Genomic DNA, 26,685 nt, shown 5'->3' on the forward strand with positions numbered 1-26,685 from the left:
TATAATGTATTAGGAAAATAAAGCTTGCTGTTTATGCAGCATACGTAATCGGAGGCACAGAATTTCATGACACAATCTATCACACCCGCTGCAGTTCGTGTAGGAGGAGGCCTAACTAAGCAATTCATACTTATTTTAGCCATTGCATCAGGATTAAGCGTCGCAAATATGTATTACAATCAGCCCCTTTTGGCCGATATAGGACGAACATTCCATGCATCCTCTAACGCAGTAGGATATGTATCGATGCTTACTCAGATCGGTTATGCGCTTGGGATGTTATTCTTTGTTCCGTTGGGCGACATCCGTGAACGAAGAACACTAATATCCGGACTTCTTATTGCTGTATCACTATCACTTGTTGGTTTCGCTACAGCTCAGAACCTTATTTGGATGTATATCGCCAGCTTTGCTATTGGCATTACTACGGTCGTGCCGCAGGTTATCATTCCTCTCTCGGCGGAGCTCGCTTTGCCAGAAGAAAGAGGTAAGGTTATTGGAACCGTAATGAGCGGGCTATTTTTTGGTATTTTGCTGGCAAGAACAATATCCGGAATTATAGGAGATATGTTCGGCTGGAGAGCCATGTACTGGATTGCCGCAGCTATAATGCTATTGTTATCCCTTATCTTATACCAACTAATTCCAAAGACGAAACCAGAAAATAATTCATCCTATACAGATCTACTGAAATCAATGGGGAATTTGATTCGCAGATATTCGACGCTTCGTGAAGCGTCATTGATTGGTGCTTGTATGTTTGGTGGCTTCAGCGTGTTCTGGACTTCACTGGCTTTCTTTCTAGAAGGTGAACCTTACCACTATAGTAGCTCTATCACAGGCTTGTTTGGGTTGATCGGTGTAGCAGGTGCTGCGGGTGCTCCATTTATCGGTAGGTTAGCTGATAGGATCGCACCGAAAAAGATAGTAGGTATACTACTATTGCTGACATTGATTGCTTATGGATTCTTCGGTTTAGCTGGATTTACAATTTGGAGCCTGATTGCCGGTGTTATTATCCTGGATCTTGGAGTACAAGGGTCACAGGTTAGTAACCAAACACGGATCTATGCACTTGAGCCAGCGGCGCGCAGCCGAATAAATACGGTGTTTATGGTTAGCACTTTTACAGGTGGAGCTATTGGATCAACACTTGGAAGCTTTGCATGGCAGCATTGGGGCTGGAATGGCGTCTGTCTGATGGGTGGAATGCTAATTGTGGCCGCTATATGCATATGGATAGTCTATAGAGGAATTGAGAAGAAGACATTCATCGCAGGAGGTGCATGAGCATCGCTCAGAAGACGAAAGTCGTAGAAGTTGTCCCTTATGATCCAGAGTGGAAGTTAGAATTCGATAGAATAAAAGAACAGTTGTTATCTTATGTTGGCGACCTCATTATTACGATAGAGCATGTGGGGAGTACTTCCATTGAAGGACTCGCTGCTAAACCCATCATAGATCTTGATCTTGTAATGGATAGCTACGATTTACTCCCACAAATCATAGAACGTTTACAACAGTATGGTTATGAACATCAAGGGAACTTGGGAATCGAGGGCAGGGAAGCCTTCAAAAGACGTCAAGCGGACGAATTCATGCAATATCATCTGTATGTATGCCCTAAGGATGGAAAAGGGTATTTGGAGCATATCGCTTTTAGAGACTATCTCCGTTCAAATGCGGTAGCACGCCAAGCATATGCAGAAGTCAAACAGCATTTGGCGGAACAACATCGCTACGATATGGATGCTTACTGTGAAGGAAAGACAGCGTTTGTCACCTCGATTTTATCAAAAGCCATGAAATAACCCATAAGCAATCATGTGTCAGATCGAAGATGGCTTCGATATTCACTGGGGGACATACCGCTCCACTTACGGAATTGCTTGGAGAAATATAACGCATCATTGAAACCGACCGAAGAGGATACCTGGTCGATGGTGAGCGTTCCTCCAAGCAGTTCCTTTGCTTTATCCATGCGAACCTTTAACAAATATTGCTTTGGTGACATTCCGATCTTTTGCTTAAAGGCCTTAGAGAGGTGTGCCCTATGATAACCAAGAGAGGATGCCATGTGGTCGATACTGATCTGTTGATGAAATTGGAGAGAGATCCAGCGGATCGCTTGATTGATCTGGCGGTCGATAACATCCGGTAATTGTGCGGATTTAGGGGTGAGCGAACCTATGTTCGCAAGGCCGAATTTGTGCACCAGAAGGCGCAGCCACCCAGAAGCCTCCAAACTTTCCAACCTTGGATAAGCAGATTGCTGAAAGGAAAAACGAATATGTTCATACAAGTTATGTATCTCTATAAGGTTATCTAAGTGTATTAACGGCTTGTTCGGTGTAATCCCCACTTCTTTAAATAGCTGCTGAACGGCTTCTCCTTGCAAGGCTACCCATGCATAAGTCCAAGGCTGTTCCATGTCTGCCTGATAGCTGAATAATGCCCCTGGGAAAATGACAAAGGTATCTCCCGTACCACATATATGAGAGTTACTTCCACTCTGAAACACACCCTTTCCATCCATTACGGTATGTATAAGGTAGTAATCGTGAACAGAAGGCCCCATCTTATGTCCCGGGACCGGTTTACCTTCTCCGCTGAACAATACAGTTAGGTCGATTTCATCAGGAGCAAGATTAAACCCTGCTGTGAAATGATAATGCTCTGAAGCCATTTGCTTATGACCTCCTATACGTGATTTGAATTACATTTAGATTATAGGACAGGCCACTTAAATGCAACAAATATCCATATATGAATTGTATTTATCCATACTCATTGAGACCGCTCTCATTTATAGTGAATAGTGAAGAGAGAGACGGATACCCTCTGACATTCTAGTGTTTATAAGGAAAATTCATCGAGGTTTTCTGAGTCGTTAGCGATGTCGTGACCGTAGAACTCACTATTTAAGGAGGAATATTTCACATGTCCAAAATTACATTTATCGGAGCGGGTAGTACTGTATTTGCAAAGAACGTTTTAGGAGATTGCATGAGAACTCCAGCTCTTCAAGGCTTTGAGCTTGCCCTATATGATATTGATCTTCAGCGCCTAAAAGATTCCGAGAATATGCTGAGTAATATAAAAGCAAGTAGTGGCAGTACTTGTATCGTGAAATCCTATACGGATCGTAAGGAAGCTTTACGTGGAGCTAAATATGTGATTAATGCGATTCAGGTCGGGGGTTATGATCCTTGTACCATTACAGACTTTGAAATTCCGAAGAAATATGGCTTACGTCAGACGATTGCGGATACGGTTGGTATCGGTGGCATTTTCCGCAACTTACGTACGATTCCTGTCATGCTTGATTTTGCGGCAGATGTGAGAGAGGTTTGTCCAGATGCTCTGTTCATGAACTATACGAATCCAATGGCAGTATTGACCAATGTGATGAACACTTATGGTGATGTGAAGACCGTTGGATTATGTCATAGCGTACAGCATTGTATTCCAGGCTTATTCGAGCATCTGGGAATGGATCAGACAGGTGTACAGGCTAAGATTGCCGGTATTAACCATATGGCTTGGCTACTCGAGGTTACGAAGGACGGAGAGGACTTATATCCAGAAATCAAACGCCGCGCTGCAGAAAAGCAGAAAGAACATCACGGGGACATGGTTCGTTATGAAATGATGCTTAAATTTGGATACTACATTACGGAGTCTTCAGAACATAACGCAGAGTATCATCCTTATTTTATCAAACGTAATTATCCTGAGCTCATCGAACGCTTTCAAATTCCACTCGACGAGTACCCACGCCGCTGTGTAGAACAAATTGAACGGTGGCAGAAGATGCGTGAAGAATTAGTAAATAACAAAGAGCTTGTACATGAACGTTCGCATGAATATGCGTCCTACATTATGGAAGCCATCGAAACGAATGTACCTTTCAAAATTGGTGGTAATGTTATGAATACAGGTCTTATCACCAATCTTCCGAAAGAAGCATGTGTTGAAGTTCCATGCCTTGTAGACCGCAGTGGCGTCACTCCAACCTTTGTGGGAGATCTGCCTCCGCAGTGTGCAGCACTGAATCGTACGAACATTAATACACAATTGTTAACAATCGAAGCAGCGATTACTCATAAGAGAGAGCATATTTATCACGCAGCTATGCTCGATCCGCACACTGCCGCCGAACTGTCAATGGATGACATTACGAATATGTGTGATGAGCTGATCACAGCCCATGGAGATTGGTTGCCCGCGTATAAATAATTCGGTCTAAACCTAAATGGCAGATATATAAATATGGAACTGTCCCAAAAAGCCACGAAATGGCTGCTTGGGACAGTTTTTCTTTTTGTGAGCATGATCAACCTTTGCGCTTCGATGTACGCTCCGCGAACGAAAACACTCGCAATTGGACCCAGTTAACCCTTGAAGCCATGCTCAAATGACGATAATTGTACTTATAGTGTTATTTGGGTCCATAAGGATCAGCGGAGGGTTGAAGCTAGCGGGTGTCGAATACAAAAGGGTAGTCCAATAATTTAAAACGAGTGGAATAGTTAATTAGTTGCTCAATTAGAAGGGAGTAAGAAAGCGTGTTCATAGTAAACGTAGAAAGTGCAATCTGTAGGGATGACAAATGGCTTGTTATTACACGAAGTATCAAAGAAGAACATGCAGGTGGTACTCTGTCTCTTGTAGGAGGGAAAGTAGACGTTGAAGGAAGCACAGTCGATATCATAGAACGGACTGTAAAACGAGAACTTTATGAGGAAGTTGGCATCGAGATAAAAGATGCTGTTACTTTTGTATACAGTTCCTCCTTTATGACAGATGCTGGATGCAACGTTATAAATATGGTCTTCCTATGCGAATATGACAGTGGTACAGCATATAACAAGAGTCCTGATGAGGTTGAAGCCGTACATTGGATGACCTACGAGGAAATAATGAATCATCCTCAAGCTCCTCCTTGGACAAAAGAGAGTATAAGAAGAGTAGCTCTAACAAGAAGCTGAAAACTGATTTAGGCTTCTTTAATTTAAGTGATCTTCTACGAAAAGGCTTGCATTATTTGAATTTAAAAAACATTAAAGGAGAGCGTAGCGAAGGGGGGATTTGGAACTGTAGGCGCGATAGCGATCGCCTTTGTCTCCGGATTTCATCCGCTCACAGCGGTATAATTTAAGAAATCTGGAGACAACAGCGGCCGGAAGTCCAAATATTCACCGTATTTACCATTCACTCCATAGATGTATAGTCTTCAGAGAAATTAGTATGCTGCAATTTACTCTGAAGCTTCCATTGCGTTTGGCAGATTTAGCACAGGTACATCTAGGAAATACTGAATGGCCAAAGCGCAAGCTCCTAGAATGGATGAGTTTTTGCCAAGCGTAGAGATTAACAATTCACGGTAATGGCTAATTTGTGAATTTAAATTTTGTTTGATTTTATAAATAGAGTCTGGATAGATCCGTAACAATTCACTATCTATTACGATAACGTCTGGATTATAAATATTGATCATATTATTTAAGCCAATGGAGAGATAGTAGATAAATTCATCCATGATCTCAGTGACTTCCGCATCACCTTGGTCAATCCACTCCTGAATTTGTTCATAGGTAATATTAGGGGTTTTCTTTTTTTTGGACAAAACCTCCATAATATTAGATTCAGAGGCATATTTCTCCCAGCACCCTTTATTTCCGCATTTACACGGTCTTCCGCCCGGCACCACAATCATATGTCCAATTTCTCCTGCAAATCCGTCATGTCCACGAAAGAATTTGTTGTTAATAATCATTCCTAAGCCTATACCTGAATGAAATGTAGCTGATAAAAGATTATCCGTATCATGATGGACATAGACTCTTTCGGCAAAAGAACTGAGATTCGAGTTATTCTCAAGATGAATTTCAAGGTTAAGTGCGTTTTCTAGATCTGCTTTCAGATTTACATCATTCCATCCCAAACGAGGCACATAATGAATCACCTCTTGATTCGAGACGAGGCCGTGAATGGCGATCACAATACCAATAATGCCATATCGACTATTTGTGTAATTTTTTTTGTATGTGATGATATGTTTGATTAGCAGTGCAAGAATCTCGGAATAGTCAGTGGTTTCAAGCTTAACGATGTTAGAAAATACAGGGCGTCCTAGAAGATCTGTAAGCGCAAAGGATATTTGCCCATAATCTAGATCAATACCGAGGGCATAACCCGCGTCAGCATTTAAAGAGAGCATAATTGGCTTGCGTCCAACAGCATTATGTTCAAGCTGTGTTTCTACAACCAATTCATCTTCTAACAGATCAGCTACTTGAACAGAGATAGTTGCTCTTGTTAGTGCTACAGCTTTGGATAGATCTGCCCGGGAGATCATTCCTTTCTTAACAATTTCTCTGATTATCAAAGAACGATTAATCTTCTTTATGTATGAAGCATCACCGGTAATCATTATTATCCTCCAATTTGAGCAGTGATTCTGATGCTCTTTTTCTTCCTATCAAGAGTTATTATACTGCTGTAACATACATTTGACAAAACGAAAGGGAATTGATAAATTATCCTTACAGTTAATTTGTTTATTAAACAAATTAACTGTAAGGATAATTTAAACCCGTAATAGAGTTACCTGAATATGAATTTGGAAGGAGATCATGTATGAAAAGTTTTCTGGATCATCACTTTCTGTTAAATTCAGATACAGCTATACGACTGTTCGAAAATGGTGCGAATCAATTGCCTATTTTTGACTTTCACTGTCATCTGAATCCCCAAGAAATTTGGGAAAACAAGCCGTATGCTAATATTACTCAACTCTGGCTTGGGGGGGATCATTACAAATGGCGCACCATGCGAATGAATGGTATAAGCGAAAAGTTTATCACTGGAGATGCAGATGACTGGGAGAAGTTTAAAGCTTGGGCTGAGACGGTTCCCCATTTAATAGGAAATCCTCTATATCATTGGACACATCTGGAATTGAAGATGTTCTTCGGGATAGAGAAAATTCTTAGTCCATCAACAGCACATGAAATTTGGACGGAATGTAATGAGAAGCTGCTACTGCCAACGCACAGACCTAGAGGTTTTATCGCAAAATCAAATGTGAGATTTATTGGAACGACAGATGATCCGCTATCCACACTTGAATATCACGATCTCTTAAATCAAGATGAAACTTTTGAGACGCTTATCGCACCGACGTTCCGACCGGATGGCGCTCTAAATATTGAATCCGCTTCCTTTTTATCCTGGTTAGATCAATTGAAAAACATCACTGGAAGTTCGATTGATTCTTTGGAGGATTTTCTGGATGCTTTGAAGCAAAGAGTGAATTATTTCCATGAGCATGGCGGACGCGCATCGGACCATGATATTCAGAAGCTGGATTATTCGGAGGTTTCCGAGGAAGTGGTTACTGCTATTTTTAACAAAAAATTGAATAAAGAGACGCTTAGCGAAGCTGAGATCACCGATTATCGTTCTTATCTGCTCAAAGCATTAGGAAAAATGTATGCAGAGAAACAGTGGGTGATGCAACTGCATATGGGCGCTATCCGCAATAATAATACAAAAATGAAAAAGCTTATTGGCTCTGACACAGGTTTTGATTCAGTGGGTGAAACTAATTTTGCACAAGGATTGTCCAGATTCTTGGATGCTCTTGATCAAGAGGACTCTCTGCCGAGAACGGTTCTATTTAACCTCAATCCTAAGGATAATGCAGTGCTTGCGGGGATGATGGGGAATTACTATGAAGAGGGTATCCCAGGCAAAGTACAGTTTGGCTCCGGATGGTGGTTCAATGACCATATTGATGGCATGGAAAAGCAAATGAAGGATTTAGCGAACGTTGGTTTGATTAGCCATTTTATTGGAATGCTTACCGATTCTCGAAGCTTTTTGTCTTATGCTCGTCATGAATATTTCCGGCGTATTTTATGTAAGATTGTTGGAAACTGGGTGGAACAAGGTCTAATTCCTAATGATATGGATTTTCTGGAACAGATGATTCGAAACATCGGCTATCATAATGCGGATAAGTTTTTCTTGCAAAGATAAATTGTTAATACAATAAAAGGAGGATTTATTTATGTTATATCCAATCGTTACTGAAACTCGCAGTATTATTGATCTTAATGGATTATGGAACTTTAAGCTAGATTCAGGTGTGGGCTTTCAAGAAAAATGGTTTGAATCCAAATTAACAGATACGATAGCGATGGCTGTTCCAGCATCCTTTAACGACATCGGGGTAAAAGCAGAAATCCGTGATCATGTAGGCTGGGTATGGTATGAAAGAGAATTTACAGTGCCGGATGTGTTCTCGGCTGAGCGTACTGTCTTGAGATTTGGTTCTGCGACACATCAAGCTAAAGTGTATGTTAATGGAGAGCTTGCTGTTGAGCATAAAGGTGGCTTTCTGCCTTTTGAAACGGAGTTAAATCAGATCTTGAAATCAGGCAAAAACAGATTGACTGTTGCGTTGAACAATATTGTTGATTATTCCACATTGCCTGTTGGGATTTACTCTGAGAAAGAAATTCCAGGAATCGGAAAAAAACTGAAAAATGAACCCAATTTCGATTTTTTCAATTATGCTGGTCTTCAGCGTCCTGTTAAGATCTATACAACACCTCACACCTATGTACAAGATGTTGAAATTGTAACCGCTTTAGAAGGTCTGAACGGTAAGGTTAACTACGCTGTGAAATTCGTAAATAATGCAGAAGTTAAAGTAACAGTTCTGGACGAAGCAGGAGACATCGTTGCTGAGCAAGCGGGAGAGGCTGGCACAATCTCACTTGAAAATGTTAAGCTTTGGCAACCGTTGAACGCTTATCTGTACACACTACAAATTGAGCTTGTTCAGGATGGAACTACTGTCGATGTGTATGAGCAGCCGTTTGGCGTGCGAACTGTGGAAGTTAAAGATGGGAAGTTCTTAATCAACAATAAGCCATTTTACTTTAAGGGTTTTGGTAAACACGAAGATTCACCCATTCATGGTAGAGGCTTTGATGAAGCGGCCAATATTATAGACTTTAATCTGATGAAGTGGATGGGAGCGAACTCCTTCCGCACTTCCCATTATCCATACTCTGAAGAATTAATGCGTCTTGCGGACCGTGAAGGTTTTGTTGTAATTGATGAAATCCCCGCCGTGGGACTACATGTGAACTTTATGGTCATGTTATCAGGAGGCAGAGCCCATAAAAATACATGGGAGGAACTCCAAACCAAAGAGCAACATGAGCAAGATATTCGGGAATTAATTGCACGAGATAAAAACCATCCGTCTGTTGTGATGTGGAATGTGGCTAATGAACCTGCGTCCGAGGAAGAAGGGGCCTATGAATACTTTAAGCCGCTTGTAGAATTGATGAGAGAATTAGATCCGCAAAAACGACCAGTTACACTCGTTACTCATCTAGCTTCTACTCCAGATCGAGATAAAATTGCTGAACTAATCGATGTTCTAGCTTTGAATCGTTACTATGGTTGGTATGTGGATGGGGGAGACCTGGAATCTGCAAAAGTGAAATTGCGTGCAGAATTCAATGGTTGGCTTAAACGTTGCCCTAACACACCGATCATGATGACCGAATACGGGGCGGATACTGTGGCTGGTTTCCATGACGTTGAACCGGTTATGTTCACTGAAGAATATCAAGTGGAGTTTTATAAAGCCAATCATGAAGTATTTGATGAATTCCCTCATTTTATCGGTGAGCAGGTTTGGAATTTTGCAGATTTCGCTACAAGTCAGGGAATCATTCGTGTGCAAGGGAATAAGAAGGGGATCTTTACTCGGGATCGTAAGCCTAAGTATGCAGCGCATGAATTACGTAAACGGTGGACTGCAATTCCAGACTTCCATTACAAACAGGATAACGAATAGAGGGAGAGAGCAGAGGCATGTCTAAACAGCAGCAGATTGGTGTCGTAGGTCTTGCAGTGATGGGGAAGAACCTGGCTTTGAATATAGAAAGCAGAGGTTATTCCGTCGCAGTCTTTAATCGTTCTTATGATAAAACAGAAGAGTTCCTAACCAATGAAGCGTATGGCAAGAATTTTATAGGCTCAGAAACGGTTGAAGAGTTTGTAAATGCGCTCGAGAAACCACGAAAAATATTACTGATGGTTAAAGCGGGTTCAGCTACGGATGCGACAATCGAATCGTTAAAGCCTTTTCTTGAAGAAGGCGATATTTTGATAGATGGAGGAAATACTTTCTTCCAAGATACTATTCGTAGAAACAAGGAACTACAATCCGCCGGCTTTCATTTTATTGGTACTGGCGTATCTGGTGGGGAGGAAGGAGCTCTTAAGGGCCCTTCCATCATGCCTGGGGGGAAGAAAGAAGCTTATGAGCTTGTAAAGCCCATTCTCGAGGCTATATCGGCCAAAGTCGATGGCGATCCTTGCTGTACCTATATTGGACCCGACGGTGCCGGACACTATGTGAAGATGGTTCACAATGGCATAGAATATGGCGATATGCAATTGATTTCGGAGGCTTATTTTATTCTGAAGCAGGTCCTGAATCTTAGTGCTGCAGAGCTGCATGATGTATTTAGTGAGTGGAATAAAGGTGAGCTGGATAGTTATTTGATTGAGATTACTGCCGATATTTTTGCGAAAACAGATGAAGAAACCGGAAAGCCTATGGTCGATGTCATCCTAGATACCGCTGGCCAAAAAGGTACAGGAAAGTGGACTAGTCAAAATGCGCTAGATCTCGGCGTTCCGCTGCCTATTATTACAGAATCTGTATTTGCACGCTTTATCTCGGCCATGAAGGAGGAACGGGTAAAGGCTAGTAAATTGCTTCAAGGACCAGAGAAGAAGAGCTACAATGGTGATCAAGATGAGCTGATCGAAGCTGTTCGGAAAGCACTATATATGAGTAAAATTTGCTCGTATGCTCAAGGCTTTGCACAGATGCGTGTAGCGTCTGAGGAGTACGAATGGAATTTACGTTACGGAGATATAGCCATGATCTTCCGTGGCGGTTGTATTATTCGTGCGCAATTCCTACAAAAAATCAAAGATGCCTATGATCAAGATGCTGAGCTTGCTAACCTTTTGCTAGATCCATACTTTAAAGATATAGTGGAAGAGTACCAGACGGCTCTACGTGACGTTCTATCACTTGCGATTAAATGCGGGATCCCTGTACCTTCATTTTCAAGTGCGATTGCTTACTACGACAGTTATCGCGCGGAGACACTTCCTGCAAACTTACTACAGGCACAGCGAGATTATTTTGGTGCCCATACTTATCAGAGAGTAGATAAAGAAGGCGTATTTCATACAAAATGGTTAGAATAGACTAATAAAATAGTTAATATAGCGCTTACAAAAGTTATTGACGAGCACATCAGAAAATGGTATTCTACGGTAAGGATAATTAATTAGTTTATTAAACAAATTAATTATCCTTACATCATTACTTTTGATAGGTGAAGAAGTAAAAGTGTACACCATCCAAGAGTTACGGGGGAATGAAGTTGAATACACAAACTGGTCTGGAAACTTCAAAGGGTTTTGTGTCTAGTGCAACAAACAGAAAGTTTGGTCTAAGGGATAAGCTGGGTTATTTATTCGGTGATTTCGGAAATGATTTTTTCTTTATTCTTGTAAGCTCTTTCTTAATGGTATTCTACACGGATGTATTTGGAATTAATGCGGCTGCCGTTGGTGGGCTCTTCCTAATTGCCCGACTTTGGGATGCAATCGCTGATGTAACCTGGGGGCGTTTTATAGATACTAGAAAAGCAAGCCCTAACGGAAAATTCAAACCATGGATTTTTAGAATGTCGTTTCCACTAGTGGTTACAGGTGTATTAATGTTCATTCATCTTCCAGGGATGTCTGACGGATTCTATCTCGCCTACGCCTATGTAACCTATATCCTCTGGGGAACGTTTTATAGTACTGTGAATATTCCTTACGGGTCAATGGCTTCTGTAATCACAAGTGATCCTGTTGAACGCACCTCACTATCAACATTTCGAACGTTAGGCTCTTCATTAGCGGGGTTAATTATTAATGTAGTAGGGCCCCTGATTATATTCGTAGATAACAAGGCTGATCCGAACCGATTTTTGCTTGCTGCCGTTATCTTTGCTATTCTTTCACTTTCCTGTTACATGGCTTGTTATAAGCTATCAACTGAACGGATTATTGCCCCAGAGAACAATAAGGTTAAAGGTAATCTGGGCGCCACTTTAAAAGGATTCTCCAAAAACAAACCTCTAATCTGGATCTTAGTTGCTTCACTCGTTTTTATGACTTGTTTTATGCTTATCGGATCAGTAAATATCTATTTGTTCAAAGACTATTTTGGTAGTACAACAGCTTTAAGTATGGTAGGTTTTGTTCAAACCGTAGCTATGTTGATCGCTATGCCATTAGTAAAACCACTAGTTGCCAGATTCGGTAAAAAGGAAACAGCCTCCGCCGGTCTTTTATTAGCTGCAGCCATTTACGCTTTATTATACTTTTTGCCTAATGTGAGCACTAATCAATTTATTGGAATATTGTCTATCGCTAATTTTGGTTACGCTTTCTTTAATATGGTGATCTGGGCGTTTGTGACCGATGTGATAGATTATCATGAATACATAACGGGCCTTCGTGAAGATGGAACGGTGTATTCTATTTACTCCTTTGCTCGTAAGGTGGGGCAAGCGATTGCTGGAGGACTTGGAGGGTTTGCGATTAGTGCAGTAGGTTATAATGCCACCCTTAAATCACAGACACCAGCTACGCTTCACGGACTCCATACCTTAGCAACATTAATGCCTGCCATTATCTTAGCTCTAGTATTTTTGATCCTTGTATTCTTATATCCTTTGAACAAAAAACGCACGCTTCAACTTACCGCAGACATAGCAGAGAGAAGTCATTCTTAAGGTTATATCGTTTGTCATCTTTCAACAGAAACCCCAGGTTTGATAGGGGTTTTTTGTTGATTTTTGCTTTAAAGATGTTTGATATTACTCAACTTCCTGAGAGGTTTTTGCGAAAAAACGATGTGAAAATATACACATAAAAAATATTTTGAAGCGCTTACAATTTCTGTTGACGAGTATAAGTTGATGGTGTTATCCTACGGTAAAGATATTTTGTTAGTTTAATGAACTAATTAAATATCCTTACAATTCTTACTTTTGAAGGATGCGCTTAAATGTAGCTATTCAAAAGTTACGGGGGGATAAATATGAATCAACAAGCCGGTCTCGAAACTTCAAAGGGTTTAGTAACAAATGTAAACAACAGAAGGTTTGGCCTCAGAGATAAGATGGGTTATTTGTTCGGTGATTTCGGCAATGATTTTTTCTTCATTCTTGCAAGCTCTTTCTTGATGGTATTCTATACAGATGTGTATGGAATCAGTGCGGCAGCCGTAGGCGGACTTTTTCTCATTGCTCGCTTATGGGATGCAGTCGCAGATGTAACTTGGGGACGTTTTATCGATACTAGAAAAGCAGGGCCGAAGGGGAAATTCAAACCATGGATCTTTAGAATGTCTTTTCCGCTAGTTGTTACTGGTGTGTTAATGTTCGTTCATATTCCAGGAATGTCTGATGGATTCTATCTGGCCTACGCTTTTGTAACTTATATTCTATGGGGAACATTATACAGTACGGTTAATATTCCTTACGGTTCAATGGCTTCAGTGATCACCAGTGATCCAGTGGAACGAACCTCGCTATCAACCTTTCGGAGCTTAGGGGCTTCATTAGCAGGGCTGATTATAAATGTGGTTGGTCCTTTGATTATTTTCGTAGATAACAAAGCAGATGCTAATCGATTTTTTTTGACAGCTGTTATCTTCGCCATTCTTTCACTCTCCTGTTATATGGCCTGCTATAGTCTCTCCACTGAACGTATTACTTCGTCGAATAACTCAAAGGTAAAAACAAATTTTCGAGCAACGCTAAAAGGATTTAAAAAGAACAAACCCCTGATCTGGATCCTAATCGCTTCGCTTGCCATCATGACTTGCTTTATGCTTACCGGTGCTGTGAATGTCTATTTGTTTAAAGACTATTTCGGAAGTGCAAAAGCATTAAGTATGATGGGCTTGATTCAAACGGCAACGATATTCATTACCATGCCATTAATAAAACCTTTGGTTGCAAGATTCGGAAAAAAAGAAACCGCCTCAGCGGGTCTGCTTCTAGCGGCTATAGTATATGCTTTGTTATATTTCATGCCGAACTTGAGCGTTAATCAATTCATTGGAGTAATGACTGTAGCCTCATTTGGTACCGCTTTCTTTAACATGACGATCTGGGCATTTGTTACGGATGTTATTGATTATCATGAATACTTAACGGGATTACGGGAAGATGGTACAGTTTACTCTGTGTATTCCTTTGCCCGTAAGGTGGGTCAAGCAATTGCTGGTGGACTTGGTGGTTTTGCCATTAGTGCTGTCGGATATAATGCTCAGCTTAAAGCGCAATCGCAGGATACACTTCAGGGAGTGCATACATTAGCAACTTTATTACCTGCCGTTATGGTGTTCATAGTTTTCCTAATCTTAGTATTTCTTTATCCATTGAACAAAAAACGTACACTCCAGCTTGCTACTGACTTAAGAGAGAATAGAAGCTTGTAAAATGTAGCGATTTCAGATGTTAATTCTGCTGAATACTTCTTCTATTTTTCCGGAACTGATTTGGCGTGATTCCGTTAGTTTTTTTAAAGACCTTTATAAAATAGTTCACATCATTATAACCAACCATCTGAGCGATATCCGTTATCGATAGATAATTGTTCTCCAACATTTCAACAGCGGATTTAATTCTCAGCAAGTTGATGTAATCAATAATAGATTGGCTAGTTTCTTGTTTGAACTGTTTGGAAAGCTCGTACATGCTTGCCGAGATCGCACGGGCTATTATATCAAGACTCAATTCTTTATCCAGGTTTAGGCGGATATATTCGATCGCTTTTCTTATGGGAGAACTATAGGGTTTCAGAGACAAATCATTAACAAGCTTGCAGTATTCAGAATACATTTTCATTTGAAGCTCAGAAAGCTGTTGTACAGAAGCAGATCTTTCGATTTGAATAGAAAATTTCTCTGAGATACTGTCTATGTAGACTGGATGAACGCCACCTTTCTCTGCTGCCTTGCGCAGCAGAGTGTTGCTTACAAAGGATAAATTTTTACGTGATCGTAGGGGGTCCGTAGGGAAACGGTCAGGAAAATCGTTCTTACCCCATGCACCATCCTTCAAGAATTGTTGCAGCTGTTGTTGATTTCCTCGCTCTATAATAGACAATAATTGATTTTCTTTCCGATATCTTTCTTCTATGATCGCTGGCGATAAATCTGTTTTGTTTTTGACCGCTTCAGAAAGTAACAGATTCTGGCTTCGAAAGTTATAGCTAACATGCTCAAAAGTTGAAACCGAGTGGTTAGAAAGTTGAGCACTCTCTGAAAGATACGCTAGAAATTCTGAGATGTTATTGACCTTTTGTTCATTGATTAAAGGCAGAGAGAGATAATATTGTTCTAAGATGGGCTGCAGCCAAATGGACAAATTATTGTCAAATATAATATCGTGCATGAGAAGTGTAGAAGGCTCTTCCAGTAGATAAGGACCTACAATTACGCTCCCTAGGTAACTGGTGCCTTTGTAAAGGTTGGAAGAGATGAAATTCAATTTATAGGATGTGGAATGAATAAGTAAATGTGATGCGGCATTCGAATGTTGAAGCTGAAGCATTGCTCTGAGATCTTCGAAGTAACCTTTTAATGGCTCTGGCACTTGTATATGCCCAGACTCCCATACGATCTGTACCCCTGATTGAAAAAAGACAGTCTCAATGCTCGCATAGTTATATGTGAATTTAAGTAGTTTTTGTAGTTGTTCCCATTCCTCAGATAACACTAAATTCTCACCCCTTGTAAACATTATTCTTCTCAAGCTGCTCTATATTTTACTATTATACACAAGATTTTACGAGAATAATAAATCGGTTTCATTTATAGTAACGTTATTCTTACACATTCAACTGGTAATCGCTAGGAGGAGGGAAAAGAGGTTGTGGTAAATAAAAACCTTAGCATCTCAGGCTTCTCTGATGAAATTTCTGCAGAGTTTGACCAGCAGCTTGAGGTAGTTTCGAAATTGGGAATGCAGTACTTATCCTTGCGCGGCATCGACGGTAAAAATATCGGTGACTATACGCTGGAAGAGATTCAATCAAATGTTCTGCCCAGACTTGAACAATCTGGTATTCGTGTATCCTCCATCGGTTCGCCAATCGGGAAAATTTTCGTAAAAGATGAAGGCGCTTTTATGAAGCAAAAAGAAATGCTACACAGACTCTGTCAGTTCAGCAATTTATTGCAGTGCAAGTATATTCGTGTATTCAGCTTCTATATTCCCAAGGGTGACGATCCCGATCAATACCGGGACGAAGTGATTGAGAAGATCAAGGAATTTACTACGATCGCTGAACAATACGATGTAATTCTACTGCATGAGAATGAAAAAGATATCTACGGTGATATTGCTCGGCGCTGTAGTGAGATGTTGAATGCGGTTAATTCCAAGTATTTTAAGGCTATTTTTGATTTTGCGAACTTCGTGCAATGTGGTGAGGATACTCAAGCATGCTACGATTTATTGAAAGATGAAATTGCTTATATACACATTAAGGATGCAGTTAAGTCGGATAATCAGAATGTGGTCTGTGGGACTGGGGAGGGGCAAATCCCGTCGATATTGTCTCAGGTGATTCACAGTGGGTATAAAGGTTTCTTGACGCTTGAACCACATCTGGTTCAGTTTGACTCCTTAAAGGATTTAGAACTGGAGAATGCAGAAGAAATTATTAAGGACAACAAAGGTCTTAATGGGGCGGAGGGCTACAAGCTACAGTACGAAGCTCTTATTCAAATACTTGAACATATTGAAAGCGAGGAGAAAGTGAAATGACAAAAGTAAGAATGGGAATTATCGGTGTTGGTGCACAAGGCAGTGCATATGCAAATTTTTTGACCGAAGAAAAAGTGGAGAATATGCAGCTTGGGGCAATCTGTGATATCGATCCTGCAAAGAAACAGTGGGCATCAGAAAAGTATCCGGATGTTCCTTTCTATGACAACTACATCGAAATGATTGAAAGTGGAGAAGTAGACGCAATAGTCACTTGTGTGCCTCACTATTTGCATCCGGAAATGGGAATCGAAGCGTTGAAGAGAAACGTTCACGCCCTGGTGGAAAAGCCAGCCGGAGTATACACGAAGCAGGTTAGAGAACTAAATGAATTCGCAGCAGCTAAGCCCGAATTAGCTTTTGGAATCATGTTTAATCAGCGAACCAACCCGCTATATCAAAAGCTGAAGGAAATTATTGATAACGGAGAAATCGGTGAGATTCGTCGCACGAATTGGATGATTACCACCTGGTGGAGACCTCAAGGTTATTATGATCAAAGCGCTTGGAGAGCTACTTGGGATGGCGAAGGTGGTGGTGTTCTGGTCAATCAGGCTCCACATCAGCTGGATTTATTACAGTGGATATGCGGAATGCCTAAGAAAGTCTACTCCAATGTGAAATATGGTTATCAAAGAAATATAGCAGTAGAAGATGAGGTTACTGTACTACTAGACTATGGGAACGGCGCAACAGGCGTATTCGTCACTTGCACACATGATGTTGTAGGAACGGACCGATTTGAGATTTTGGGTGATAAAGGGAAAATCGTAGTTGATGACAGTAATAAGATAACCGTTAAACGCCTGATCAAACCTGAGCGCGAAATGAGCGATACCATGAGTATGGTTGATGTAATGAAAATATTCATGGGTGGAAATTCGGATGAAATCTACAATGAAGAAGTTATTACCTTTGAAAGTGTCTGGGGAGCTCAGCATACTGCAGTCATGAAGAACTTCGCATCCCATATTTTAGATGGGGAGCCGCTTTTGGCACCAGGAAGTGATGGTATTCACGGCGTGGCGCTTGCAAATGCCATTCACTTATCTAGCTGGCTAGGTAAAGAGGTGGAGCTCCCTGTTGATGAAGAGCTATATTTGAACGAACTCAAGAAGAAGATCGAAGAAGAGCAAAAGCAACCTCTAACCAAGTAATGATACTTCTTAATATTTAAAAAACTAACTCGTGGTATGAGCCATGGGTTAGTTTTGAAAAGGAGATTTCCATATGTTAAAGGCAGCGGTTATTGGACTTGGTGATATTTCCAACATTCATATTCAAGCGATTCAGGCGAATCCAGGGATTGAGTTAGTGGCTGTATGTGATATTGATGAGTCTCTAAGGAACACACTACCTGGTATAAGCTTTTATACAGATTATCTGCTCATGCTTCAAAAAGAGTCCCTTGACTGCGTGCATATTTGCTTGCCACATCATCTGCACTATCCAGTAACCAAAGCCTGCATGGAGAATGGGGTTCATGTGCTTCAAGAAAAACCGTTAGCCTTAAACATAGAAGAAGCGTTAGCCATGGAGAAGCTTGAGGCAGAATATGAGCAGATCAAAGTTTGCATCTGTCTACAGAACCGTTATAACGAGACTTTTGAGATGCTTCAGGATATCGTTCGTCATAATGACTATGGCCCTTTGATTGGGATTAAGGGCTTGGTAGCATGGTATAGACCGCAAGTCTATTATGATATCAAACCATGGCGTGGACGGAAAAGCGAATCCGGTGGCGGGGTGATGATTAATCAATCGATCCATACGCTGGATCATATGCAATTGCTTGGTGGGCCGATCGAGGCGATCCGAGGATCCGTTGATCAACTGATGAATTACGGTATTGAGGTCGAGGATACGGTGTCTGCGTATATTCGGTTTAAGAACGGAGCTAAGGGCTTGTTTTTTGCAACCGTTGCCAATGCGAGTAATTCTAGCGTTGAGCTTGAAGTGACGTATGAGAAAGTGAAATTCACAATAAAAGACAGCCTATTAATTAAAGAAGATGATCATGGGGAGAAAGAGGTATTAGTTGAAGATGCCAAGCTTCCAGGGACGAAGTTTTATTATGGAGCTAGCCACGCTTCACTAATCGATCATTTCTATGATTGTATACGTAACGATTCACACGATTATGTTCATATCCGAGATGCTGTTCAGTCCATAAGAATGATAGATACGATTCACAAATCTTCGGCACAAAAACAAGAAATTCAACTGGAGGGTGATCTTGATGAGTAACGGTAAAATTGGTGTGCAAATGTTCAACTTGAAAAATAAAATTGTGGAAAACGGAGTTTATGAGACACTACGAACGGTGAAAGAACTAGGATTTAGTGCCGTTGAAGTCACTCAAATTGATATGACTAAGGAGAATGTGTCCGAGCTTAAACGAGCTAGCGAGGATTTTAATATCCAAATCGTGTCGGTCTCTGCTCCTCTGAATACGATGCCGGGTATGCTAGGGGAATCCTTAACCACAGATTTCGATAAAATCGTCAATGATTGCAGGACATTGAACTGTAATTATGTCCGTATTGGTATGATGCCAATAACGCTTATGGGAAATAAAGAGAAAATCATGGAGTATATTCATCAAGCAGAAGAAATGGCTATACGTTTGGAGAAGCACGGTATTGAGCTCTATTATCACAACCACCACGTAGAATTTGAGAAATATGACGGGGAAACGCTTCTGGATATGATGAAGAACAACACCTCGAAGCTCGGTTTCGAATTGGATGTTCATTGGATTCAGCGGGGTGGTGAGAATCCGGTAAATGTTATTAAACGCTTTGCTGGACGTGTATCCTTACTGCATCTAAAGGATTACAGAATCGGCCACATGGATTTAAGTGCAGATGACTTTAAAGATATGTCAAAGTTTATGTATAAGTTCTCCAATATTATTGAGTTTGCAGAGCTTGGTGAAGGGAGCTTAGATATTCAGGCGATTATCGAAGCCGGTCACGAGAGTGGTGTGCAGTATTTCTTGATTGAGCAAGACGATACGTATGGGAAAGATCCGTTTGATTGTCTACAGACTTCAGGAAGCTATCTGAAACAGTTGGGTTATGAGAACTGGTTCTAAAATTTAGTAATCTAATCTAACGAATAAAGCCGTTGAAATAGGCTTTATTCGTTTTTTTATTACAAAATCCATCTAGCTCCTGTTATTACTCAAGCTAAGCTTTGAGACTCCAAGAAAGTTTTTTATAACTAATGCACAAGCTCCCATAACACAGGCCTTCTCTCCTAATTCTGAAAGGAGTAACTTACAAGGCTGACTTATCGACGAACTTAGCTTTGATAGAAGTAGAGGCAGGGCATTCGGATAGATTGTTAGCAGGCGATTGTTAAGAATCATAATTTCAGGATTGAACAGATTTATAATATTATTGAGGCCAGTCGCAATGTAATTCATATATTTCTCTAGCGCAGCAATTGCTACAGGGTCAGACACTTGGATCCAATGTTCAATTTCCTGAAGACTTACCTTTTCTTTTTTCTTCATACGCGCTATCGAACTCGTTAAACTTACTTCAGAAGCATATTGTTCCCAGCACCCCGTATTCCCGCAACTGCAGACTTTCCCGTCAGGAATGATAATCATATGACCTATCTCTCCGGCGAAGCCGTTATAGCCTTTTAATACCTCTCCATGAACCATCATCCCCAGCCCTATTCCTGAATTGAAGCTTAATGAAAATAAATGCTCACTCTGATGATGCATAAAGACAATTTCTGAGAAGGCGCTTAAATTCGCGTTGTTCTCCACAAAAATGTTAAGTCCAGTTGCGTCTTTAAGATCTTGTTTTAAATCTCTGTTGTGCCATTGATGATAGGGGAGATAACAAATCAACTCAGAATTATCTACAATCCCATGTACCCCTATGGCCACGCCTATGAGGCCGTGAGGAGCAAGTTCACAACGCTTCTTATAGTGTCTGATCTGTTCCACTAGTAATCTAAATATTTCGTGATAGTTATGGGTTTCAAACTCAATCAGTTGAGAAGAGACTGGAACACCTTGTAAATTGGTAAGTACAAAAGTCATCTTTTTTCCGTCCAAATCAATCCCTAGCGCATACCCAGCAGTTTCATTAAGTGAGAGGAAGATCGGTTTTCGGCCTGGATTGTTATGCTCTTTATAGGTCTCAATAATTAGTACCTCTGCTAACAAATCAGCTGCCTGAACGGATAGAGTGGACTTATTTAACCCGGTTACCTTTGCCAGGTCTGTTCTTGAAATAGAGCCGTGCCCTATAATTTCACCTAAGATTAGAGCACGATTAATTTGTTTGACATGTGAAGAATCGCCGGTAATCATAAAGCACCTCCTTGAATGATTGACGAACCTAAGGCATGATGTTATTATACAGGTAATTAGTTTGTATGGTAAACAAATTAATTTAAAGTGGTTTATCAGAACGCTATTTTAAGCAGATTAGAAAGCATGAATGAATAACAATTTGTACTTGGAGTGGAGGAAATCATGGGGATTTTACAAGAGCTTCTAAAAGATATTCCGGTTCCGAAAATGGCCAAAGTAAGAGTGAATTTTGATAGTGGGCATATTGAAGACCTTGGGAAGGAATTGAATAAGAAGCTGCAAAGAGATGAGATTCGGAACACCATTCAACCTGGTATGGAAATCGCTATTGCTGTTGGGAGTAGAGGTTTAGACCGTTTAGTAGAAATTACAGCCGTTACGGTGAAGTTTCTGCAAGATGCCGGAGCGAAGCCTTTTATCGTTCCAAGCATGGGGAGTCATGGCGGAGCCACCGCTGAGGGACAACGTGATGTTTTGGCCCATCTGGGCGTTACAGAAGAAAGCGTGAATTGCGAGATTCGTTCATCGATGGAAGTGGTTCTGCTTGGTGAGCTGCCTAATGGATTACCCGTTTATGTAGACAAACATGCCGCAAGTGCAGATGGGATTGTAGTGATTAATCGCATCAAACCTCATACCGCATTTAGAGGCCCTGTCGAAAGCGGAATCATGAAGATGATTAGCATCGGTTTAGGCAAGCAAAAAGGTGCTGAGGCCTGTCATCAGTTGGGCTTCAAGTACATGGCCGAGAATGTTCCCGCTATGGCCAAGATGATTATGGAGAAGAAACCTATTCTATTTGGAGTGGCAACGATTGAAAACGCTTTTGATAAAGTAGTTTGCATTGAGACGTTAACTCCTGAAGAGATTGTTGAACAGGAAGCCGCTTTACAAATGAAGGCAAAGGAAATGCTGCCAAAACTTTTCTTTGATCAATTAGAGGTACTTATCATCGATCAAATTGGCAAAAACATTAGCGGAGACGGTATGGATCCAAATATTACAGGTCGTTACCCAACGCCATACGCTTATGGAGGTCCTGAGGTTAATAAGATCGTTGTACTTGATTTGACGCCACAGACTGAAGGTAATGCAAACGGTGTTGGAACCGCTGATTTTACAACGCAAAGGCTAGTAGACAAGATGGATCTGGAAGTAACCTATGCCAATGGATTGACTTCTACTGTTGTAGCACCTACAAAAATTGCAACCACGCTGCCTAACGACCGGGAAACCATTCAAGCGGCTATCAAAACCAGCAATATTTTAGATTTTACTCAGGTCAAAATGGTTCGGATCAAAAACACATTGGTGCTAAATGAGTTGGAAGTGTCCGAGGCATTAATTGATGTAGTGAATCAGCATCCTCAAATGGAATTGATCTCTGAAGCCTACGACCTAACTTTCGATAGCAATGGAAACTTACTTTAATACTAACACTGGGGAGAGAAGACATGACTAATCTATTTGATCTAACAGGAAAAATAGCAGTAGCCATTGGTGGGAACAGCGTACTTGGCTCATCTATCGCGGCAGGATTGGCCGAACAAGGCGCTCAAGTTGCAATTGTCGGACGGAATCTAGAGAAAGCGGAAGAAGTAGCAAAGAGCATTGCTAAGAATGGTGGTACAGCAAAAGCATTTCAAGCTAATGTTAGTTCACGTGACTCTCTGCTTCAGGTAGCTTCTGAAATTGAGGAATGGGCTGGAGGATGGGACATCCTGCTGAACGCTCCAGGGAAAAATAGCTCCACACCTTTCTTCGAACTAGAAATGGAAGAGTGGGACGATATTATGGATGTGAATTTAAAAGGCATCGTGCAGACCTGTCAAATCTTTGCCCAAAAAATGATTGAGCAGAATCGGAAAGGCAGCATCATTAACATCTCTTCCGTATCCTCAACAACACCGTTATCCAAAGTGTTCACCTATTCGGTTTCCAAAGCGGCGCTTAACAGTGTTACTCAGTTCTTAGCGCGTGAGTTTGCATTAAATGGCATCCGTGTAAACGCTATCATCCCTGGGTTCTTCCCGGCTGAACAGAATCGCAAAATTCTAAGTCCAGAGCGAATAGACTCCATTATGAAACATACGCCTATGCAGCGTTTTGGAACACCAGAAGAACTTCAAGGTGCTGCGGTATGGCTAGCCTCTGAGAAAGCCTCCAGTTTCGTTACCGGTACATTAATTCGTGTAGATGGCGGATTTGGAAGTATGACGATTTAAAGAGCATCCTGTAAATAGATTCATCAATGGGAGGGATCATAAGTGCTTACAGATAAATATAACAAATTACAATCCATCCTTCGTGAAATGAAATCAGTAGTGGTTGCATTCTCTGGTGGGGTTGATAGCACCTTCTTATTAAAAGTAGCTGTTGATACTTTGGGTCCTGATCATGTACTCGCGATAACCGCGGATTCAGAAACCTATCCATCAAGTGAACTGGAGGAGGCAAAAGAGCTCGCTGCACTTATAGGTGTTACACATCAGGTAATTGAAACCTCTGAACTCGCAATTCCGGGGTATGCAGAGAACAATAAAAACCGCTGTTATTTTTGCAAAAGCAGCTTATTCGATCACTTAATCCCTGTACTGGAGGAAAAGAGCTTTAAGAATATCATCTATGGTGTTATTGCAGATGATATGAACGAACATCGTCCAGGGATGCAAGCCGCTAAAGAGAGAGGCATCCGTGGTCCTCTACTTGAGGCTGAACTGTTTAAAACAGAAATAAGAGAGCTTTCGAAATCATTTAATTTGCCTACATGGGAAAAACCATCGTTCGCCTGTCTGTCTTCAAGAATCGCCTATGGGGAGCGTATTACGAATGAGAAACTGCAGAAGGTAGAAAAAGCCGAGGCTTATTTAAAATCGCTGAAAATACGTCAAGTACGAGTTCGAACCCATCAGGATATTGCAAGAATTGAAGTGGAACCCTTAGATATGGAGATTGTTTTAGCACATCATCATCTTATCGTGCAAGAGCTTCAGAGTTACGGCTATAAATACGTTACGTTGGATCTGTTAGGATATCGGAGCGGCAGTATGAATAAAGCTCTTTCTATATCGTAAGAAGGGAAGGTTAGGCATGTCTAGAGAGCTTGTAATTGGACTTGATATCGGTACGACAAGTGTTAAAGCCTGTGTGTTTACGATTCATGGAAAATTAATCACAGAGGTTGAAGAAATGAATAGCTTCCATTATCCGCAGCAAGGCTGGGTTGAACAAGATGCAATCGAGATTGAACGCTCTGCTGTAAGGGCTATTAGAGAAGCTGTTAGAAAAGCAAAGATCGGTAAAAATGAATTGATTACTATTGGATTCTCAGCGGCCATGCATTCTCTTGTTCTAATAGACGCAGCTGGCATCCCGCTCTCCCCTGCACTCATTTGGGCGGATGGAAGAGGATCTGATCAGGTCCATCAACTGTCAGAATCGATGAAACAACAGATTTACGCGCAAACTGGGACTCCTGTCCATCCGATGACGCCTTTGATTAAGCTGTTATGGATGAAGGAGAATGGTTATGAACCCTATCTAAAAGCTACTTACTTCATGTCCATAAAGGAGTATTTAATTTACAGCTGGTTTGGGGAAAGAATGATCGATTATTCGATGGCTTCTGCAACCGGATTGTTTAACCCGGCAACTCACACATGGGTTCAGGATCTGTTAACGCTGGTTGGCATATCTGATAAACAGCTGTCTAAGATTGTTCCTCCAACTTTTCAATTCAATAAGATTAATCCGGAAATAGCAGAACAGATGGGAATTCAGGCAGAGCTTCCTTTTATGATCGGAGCAGCAGACGGACAGCTGGCTAACTTAGGGATTGGCGCTCTACTTCCAGGGGAAGTTGCTGTTTCAGTAGGGACTAGCGGAGCCATTAGACAATTCACAAGCCACGCAAAGGTTAGTCAGAATCAAGAAACGTTCTGCTATTCTTTTACCGAAGATACTTTTATTATCGGAGGGCCTACGAACAATGGTGGGATTGTCCTTCAATGGTTTAAGGATCTGATTCAAGATCAAGGAAGCTTCGAAGAATTTCTAAGTGAAGCAGAGCGTGTTGAACCTGGTGCGGAGGGACTGCTGTTCCTACCCTATTTAAATGGAGAAAGAGCACCACTGTGGAATCAACAGGCAAAAGGGAATTTCTATGGTTTGGCGATTACGCATAAGAAAGAGCATTTTATCCGTGCTGTGCTGGAAGGAATTACTTTCAATCTCTATCAAATTGGTAGGGCACTAGATAACATTGCCGGAACCTCCTCAAAAATATATGTGAACGGCGGCTTGGCCAGATCTCCACTTTGGCTGCAGATGATGGCTGATATTTTTGAAGCTGAGATTTATGTTTCAGAGAATCATCACAGTGCTGCGTGGGGCGCTGCTTGGACGGCATTGGTAGGCACGGGTCGCGTGAAGTCTTTTGAAGAAATCAAAGATAATATTCCGATGGGACTGCCTGTCACCCCCAATCAGGAAAGCAGCAAGCGATATAAAGAAATTTATTGTAACTATGAAAAAGTAGCAAAAACCGTAGCTGAATTATTCTGATGACTAGATTTGAACTAAAGAGGTGACGAAATGCTCGAGGACATTTTACAACAAGTTCAAGCTGGAAAGCTTAGTGTTCCAGAGGCAAAAGAACGATTGGCTGCTTTCGAAGAGTTGGGGTTCGCGAAAGTGGATCATCATCGAAAAAAACGTCAAGGATTCCCTGAGATTGTCTATGGTGAAGGTAAAACTTCCGAACAAATCATTGCTATTGTCCAGTCCTTACGTACGAGGAATACTCAGGTACTCGTCACTAGAATTTCTTCGGATAAGGCTGAAGATATTTTAAAGGTAATACCAGATTTGATATATAACGAAATTGCAAGAATTCTATATTGGAAAGCTAATGAAAGTACTGAGGATATCTCTAAAGGCTATATCGCCGTTATTGCTGCAGGCACTTCGGATATTAGGGTAGCTGAAGAGGCTGCTGTTACTGCAGAGGTGCTTGGAAGTACTGTGCATCGTATTTATGATGTCGGAGTCGCCGGTATTCATCGTCTGTTGCATCATGCTGAAGAGATCCAGAATGCAGTTGTATCTGTTGTGGTCGCTGGTATGGAAGGGGCTCTTCCAAGCGTGGTTGGTGGATTAGTTGCTCATCCAGTCATTGCTGTCCCAACGAGCATTGGCTATGGAGCTAGCTTTAATGGTCTATCAGCGCTGCTAACAATGCTGAATTCGTGTGCCTCAGGTATAAGTGTTGTAAATATTGATAACGGGTTCGGTGGAGGGTACAACGCCGCATTAATTCATAAGCTTATTCAAAAGGGGCTGTAAATAATGAAAACATTATATCTGGATTGCTTTTCCGGAATTAGCGGAGAT

22 protein-coding genes are annotated in these 26,685 nt (G+C 41.2%); 18 read left to right on the forward strand and 4 right to left on the reverse strand.

Annotation, left to right across the window (positions count from 1 at the left end):
* Positions 1-66: 66 nt before the first annotated feature.
* Together ACFWMP_RS15630 and ACFWMP_RS15635 are read left to right on the forward strand one after the other, a co-directional pair.
* Positions 67-1,290 (forward strand): MFS transporter, encoded by a 1,224-nt coding sequence (locus tag ACFWMP_RS15630; RefSeq protein ID WP_042188554.1) that lies wholly within the window; start codon positions 67-69, stop codon positions 1,288-1,290.
* The gene (locus ACFWMP_RS15635; protein WP_379424166.1) at positions 1,287-1,811 is read left to right on the forward strand and encodes a GrpB family protein; all 525 of its coding nucleotides are present in this window, start codon (positions 1,287-1,289) and stop codon (positions 1,809-1,811) included. The genes ACFWMP_RS15630 and ACFWMP_RS15635 overlap by 4 nt, the downstream gene beginning before the upstream one ends.
* 11 nt (positions 1,812-1,822) lie before the next feature.
* Here ACFWMP_RS15635 and ACFWMP_RS15640 read toward each other — a convergent pair whose 3' ends face one another.
* On the reverse strand, positions 1,823-2,686 hold the full coding sequence (locus ACFWMP_RS15640; protein WP_379424167.1) for an AraC family transcriptional regulator: 864 nt from the start codon (positions 2,684-2,686) through the stop codon (positions 1,823-1,825).
* A 254-nt stretch (positions 2,687-2,940) separates the two neighbouring features.
* Here ACFWMP_RS15640 and melA point away from each other — a divergent pair, with 254 nt between their 5' ends.
* Together melA and ACFWMP_RS15650 are read left to right on the forward strand one after the other, a co-directional pair.
* A complete protein-coding gene (gene melA / locus ACFWMP_RS15645) occupies positions 2,941-4,239 on the forward strand; it encodes an alpha-glucosidase/alpha-galactosidase (RefSeq protein ID WP_042188548.1) in 1,299 nt (432 codons plus the stop codon).
* Between the two features lie 329 nt (positions 4,240-4,568).
* Complete coding sequence (locus ACFWMP_RS15650; RefSeq protein ID WP_379424168.1) at positions 4,569-4,991, forward strand: NUDIX hydrolase; 423 nt, start codon at positions 4,569-4,571, stop codon at positions 4,989-4,991.
* Positions 4,992-5,260: 269 nt separating this feature from the next.
* Here ACFWMP_RS15650 and ACFWMP_RS15655 read toward each other — a convergent pair whose 3' ends face one another.
* The gene (locus ACFWMP_RS15655; RefSeq protein ID WP_379424169.1) at positions 5,261-6,436 is read right to left on the reverse strand and encodes an ROK family transcriptional regulator; all 1,176 of its coding nucleotides are present in this window, start codon (positions 6,434-6,436) and stop codon (positions 5,261-5,263) included.
* Positions 6,437-6,642: 206 nt separating this feature from the next.
* Between ACFWMP_RS15655 and uxaC the strand changes: the two genes are divergently transcribed.
* From uxaC to ACFWMP_RS15680, 5 genes are all read left to right on the forward strand, one after another.
* Complete coding sequence (gene uxaC, locus ACFWMP_RS15660; protein WP_379424170.1) at positions 6,643-8,046, forward strand: glucuronate isomerase; 1,404 nt, start codon at positions 6,643-6,645, stop codon at positions 8,044-8,046.
* 31 nt (positions 8,047-8,077) lie between these two features.
* Positions 8,078-9,886 (forward strand): beta-glucuronidase, encoded by a 1,809-nt coding sequence (gene uidA / locus ACFWMP_RS15665; protein ID WP_379424171.1) that lies wholly within the window; start codon positions 8,078-8,080, stop codon positions 9,884-9,886.
* Positions 9,887-9,903: 17 nt separating this feature from the next.
* The gene (gene gndA / locus ACFWMP_RS15670) at positions 9,904-11,319 is read left to right on the forward strand and encodes an NADP-dependent phosphogluconate dehydrogenase (protein ID WP_042188538.1); all 1,416 of its coding nucleotides are present in this window, start codon (positions 9,904-9,906) and stop codon (positions 11,317-11,319) included.
* Between the two features lie 179 nt (positions 11,320-11,498).
* Positions 11,499-12,905, forward strand: a complete 1,407-nt coding sequence (locus ACFWMP_RS15675; protein ID WP_042193972.1) for an MFS transporter — start codon at positions 11,499-11,501, stop codon at positions 12,903-12,905.
* A 308-nt stretch (positions 12,906-13,213) separates the two neighbouring features.
* Entirely contained in the window at positions 13,214-14,620 is a 1,407-nt protein-coding gene (locus tag ACFWMP_RS15680) for an MFS transporter (protein WP_379424172.1), read from the forward strand.
* A 19-nt stretch (positions 14,621-14,639) separates the two neighbouring features.
* Here ACFWMP_RS15680 and ACFWMP_RS15685 read toward each other — a convergent pair whose 3' ends face one another.
* Positions 14,640-15,902, reverse strand: coding sequence for a helix-turn-helix domain-containing protein (locus ACFWMP_RS15685; protein WP_379424173.1), 1,263 nt, complete (start codon positions 15,900-15,902; stop codon positions 14,640-14,642).
* A 156-nt stretch (positions 15,903-16,058) separates the two neighbouring features.
* Between ACFWMP_RS15685 and ACFWMP_RS15690 the strand changes: the two genes are divergently transcribed.
* From ACFWMP_RS15690 to ACFWMP_RS15705, 4 genes are all read left to right on the forward strand, one after another.
* Positions 16,059-16,955, forward strand: a complete 897-nt coding sequence (locus ACFWMP_RS15690) for a sugar phosphate isomerase/epimerase family protein (protein WP_379424174.1) — start codon at positions 16,059-16,061, stop codon at positions 16,953-16,955.
* Complete coding sequence (locus ACFWMP_RS15695) at positions 16,952-18,112, forward strand: Gfo/Idh/MocA family protein (protein ID WP_379424175.1); 1,161 nt, start codon at positions 16,952-16,954, stop codon at positions 18,110-18,112. The genes ACFWMP_RS15690 and ACFWMP_RS15695 overlap by 4 nt, the downstream gene beginning before the upstream one ends.
* A 73-nt stretch (positions 18,113-18,185) precedes the next feature.
* Positions 18,186-19,202, forward strand: coding sequence for a Gfo/Idh/MocA family protein (locus ACFWMP_RS15700; protein ID WP_379424176.1), 1,017 nt, complete (start codon positions 18,186-18,188; stop codon positions 19,200-19,202).
* A complete protein-coding gene (locus tag ACFWMP_RS15705; protein ID WP_379424177.1) occupies positions 19,195-20,052 on the forward strand; it encodes a sugar phosphate isomerase/epimerase family protein in 858 nt (285 codons plus the stop codon). Before ACFWMP_RS15700 ends, ACFWMP_RS15705 begins: the two co-directional genes overlap by 8 nt.
* A gap of 72 nt (positions 20,053-20,124) precedes the next feature.
* Here ACFWMP_RS15705 and ACFWMP_RS15710 read toward each other — a convergent pair whose 3' ends face one another.
* A complete protein-coding gene (locus ACFWMP_RS15710; protein WP_379424178.1) occupies positions 20,125-21,291 on the reverse strand; it encodes an ROK family protein in 1,167 nt (388 codons plus the stop codon).
* 165 nt (positions 21,292-21,456) lie between these two features.
* On the opposite strand from ACFWMP_RS15710, the gene ACFWMP_RS15715 reads away from it, so the two are divergent.
* From ACFWMP_RS15715 to larB, 5 genes are read left to right on the forward strand one after another with little or no spacing between them, the layout of a single operon-like run.
* On the forward strand, positions 21,457-22,725 hold the full coding sequence (locus tag ACFWMP_RS15715) for a nickel pincer cofactor-dependent isomerase, group 22 (RefSeq protein ID WP_379424179.1): 1,269 nt from the start codon (positions 21,457-21,459) through the stop codon (positions 22,723-22,725).
* Positions 22,726-22,748: 23 nt separating this feature from the next.
* Complete coding sequence (locus ACFWMP_RS15720; protein WP_379424180.1) at positions 22,749-23,519, forward strand: SDR family oxidoreductase; 771 nt, start codon at positions 22,749-22,751, stop codon at positions 23,517-23,519.
* A gap of 42 nt (positions 23,520-23,561) precedes the next feature.
* The gene (gene larE, locus ACFWMP_RS15725) at positions 23,562-24,368 is read left to right on the forward strand and encodes an ATP-dependent sacrificial sulfur transferase LarE (protein WP_379424181.1); all 807 of its coding nucleotides are present in this window, start codon (positions 23,562-23,564) and stop codon (positions 24,366-24,368) included.
* Between the two features lie 16 nt (positions 24,369-24,384).
* Positions 24,385-25,857, forward strand: coding sequence for a gluconokinase (locus ACFWMP_RS15730; protein ID WP_379424182.1), 1,473 nt, complete (start codon positions 24,385-24,387; stop codon positions 25,855-25,857).
* Between the two features lie 30 nt (positions 25,858-25,887).
* Positions 25,888-26,637, forward strand: coding sequence for a nickel pincer cofactor biosynthesis protein LarB (gene larB / locus ACFWMP_RS15735; RefSeq protein ID WP_379424183.1), 750 nt, complete (start codon positions 25,888-25,890; stop codon positions 26,635-26,637).
* The last annotated feature ends 48 nt before the right edge of the window (positions 26,638-26,685 follow it).

Origin of the sequence: Paenibacillus sp. NPDC058367 (assembly GCF_042723305.1) — a bacterium.
Taxonomy (GTDB): domain Bacteria; phylum Bacillota; class Bacilli; order Paenibacillales; family Paenibacillaceae; genus Paenibacillus_AQ.

Coding starts and splice junctions, on each gene's coding strand:
- ACFWMP_RS15695 (WP_379424175.1), top strand. CDS start 16,952: ATGACAAAAGTAAGAATGGGAATTATCGGTGTTGGTGCACAAGGCAGT.
- gndA (WP_042188538.1), top strand. CDS start 9,904: ATGTCTAAACAGCAGCAGATTGGTGTCGTAGGTCTTGCAGTGATGGGG.
- ACFWMP_RS15655 (WP_379424169.1), bottom strand. CDS start 6,436: ATGATTACCGGTGATGCTTCATACATAAAGAAGATTAATCGTTCTTTG.
- uxaC (WP_379424170.1), top strand. CDS start 6,643: ATGAAAAGTTTTCTGGATCATCACTTTCTGTTAAATTCAGATACAGCT.
- ACFWMP_RS15700 (WP_379424176.1), top strand. CDS start 18,186: ATGTTAAAGGCAGCGGTTATTGGACTTGGTGATATTTCCAACATTCAT.
- larB (WP_379424183.1), top strand. CDS start 25,888: ATGCTCGAGGACATTTTACAACAAGTTCAAGCTGGAAAGCTTAGTGTT.
- ACFWMP_RS15730 (WP_379424182.1), top strand. CDS start 24,385: ATGTCTAGAGAGCTTGTAATTGGACTTGATATCGGTACGACAAGTGTT.
- uidA (WP_379424171.1), top strand. CDS start 8,078: ATGTTATATCCAATCGTTACTGAAACTCGCAGTATTATTGATCTTAAT.
- melA (WP_042188548.1), top strand. CDS start 2,941: ATGTCCAAAATTACATTTATCGGAGCGGGTAGTACTGTATTTGCAAAG.
- ACFWMP_RS15715 (WP_379424179.1), top strand. CDS start 21,457: ATGGGGATTTTACAAGAGCTTCTAAAAGATATTCCGGTTCCGAAAATG.
- ACFWMP_RS15680 (WP_379424172.1), top strand. CDS start 13,214: ATGAATCAACAAGCCGGTCTCGAAACTTCAAAGGGTTTAGTAACAAAT.
- ACFWMP_RS15710 (WP_379424178.1), bottom strand. CDS start 21,291: ATGATTACCGGCGATTCTTCACATGTCAAACAAATTAATCGTGCTCTA.
- ACFWMP_RS15635 (WP_379424166.1), top strand. CDS start 1,287: ATGAGCATCGCTCAGAAGACGAAAGTCGTAGAAGTTGTCCCTTATGAT.
- ACFWMP_RS15705 (WP_379424177.1), top strand. CDS start 19,195: ATGAGTAACGGTAAAATTGGTGTGCAAATGTTCAACTTGAAAAATAAA.
- ACFWMP_RS15630 (WP_042188554.1), top strand. CDS start 67: ATGACACAATCTATCACACCCGCTGCAGTTCGTGTAGGAGGAGGCCTA.
- ACFWMP_RS15640 (WP_379424167.1), bottom strand. CDS start 2,686: ATGGCTTCAGAGCATTATCATTTCACAGCAGGGTTTAATCTTGCTCCT.
- ACFWMP_RS15720 (WP_379424180.1), top strand. CDS start 22,749: ATGACTAATCTATTTGATCTAACAGGAAAAATAGCAGTAGCCATTGGT.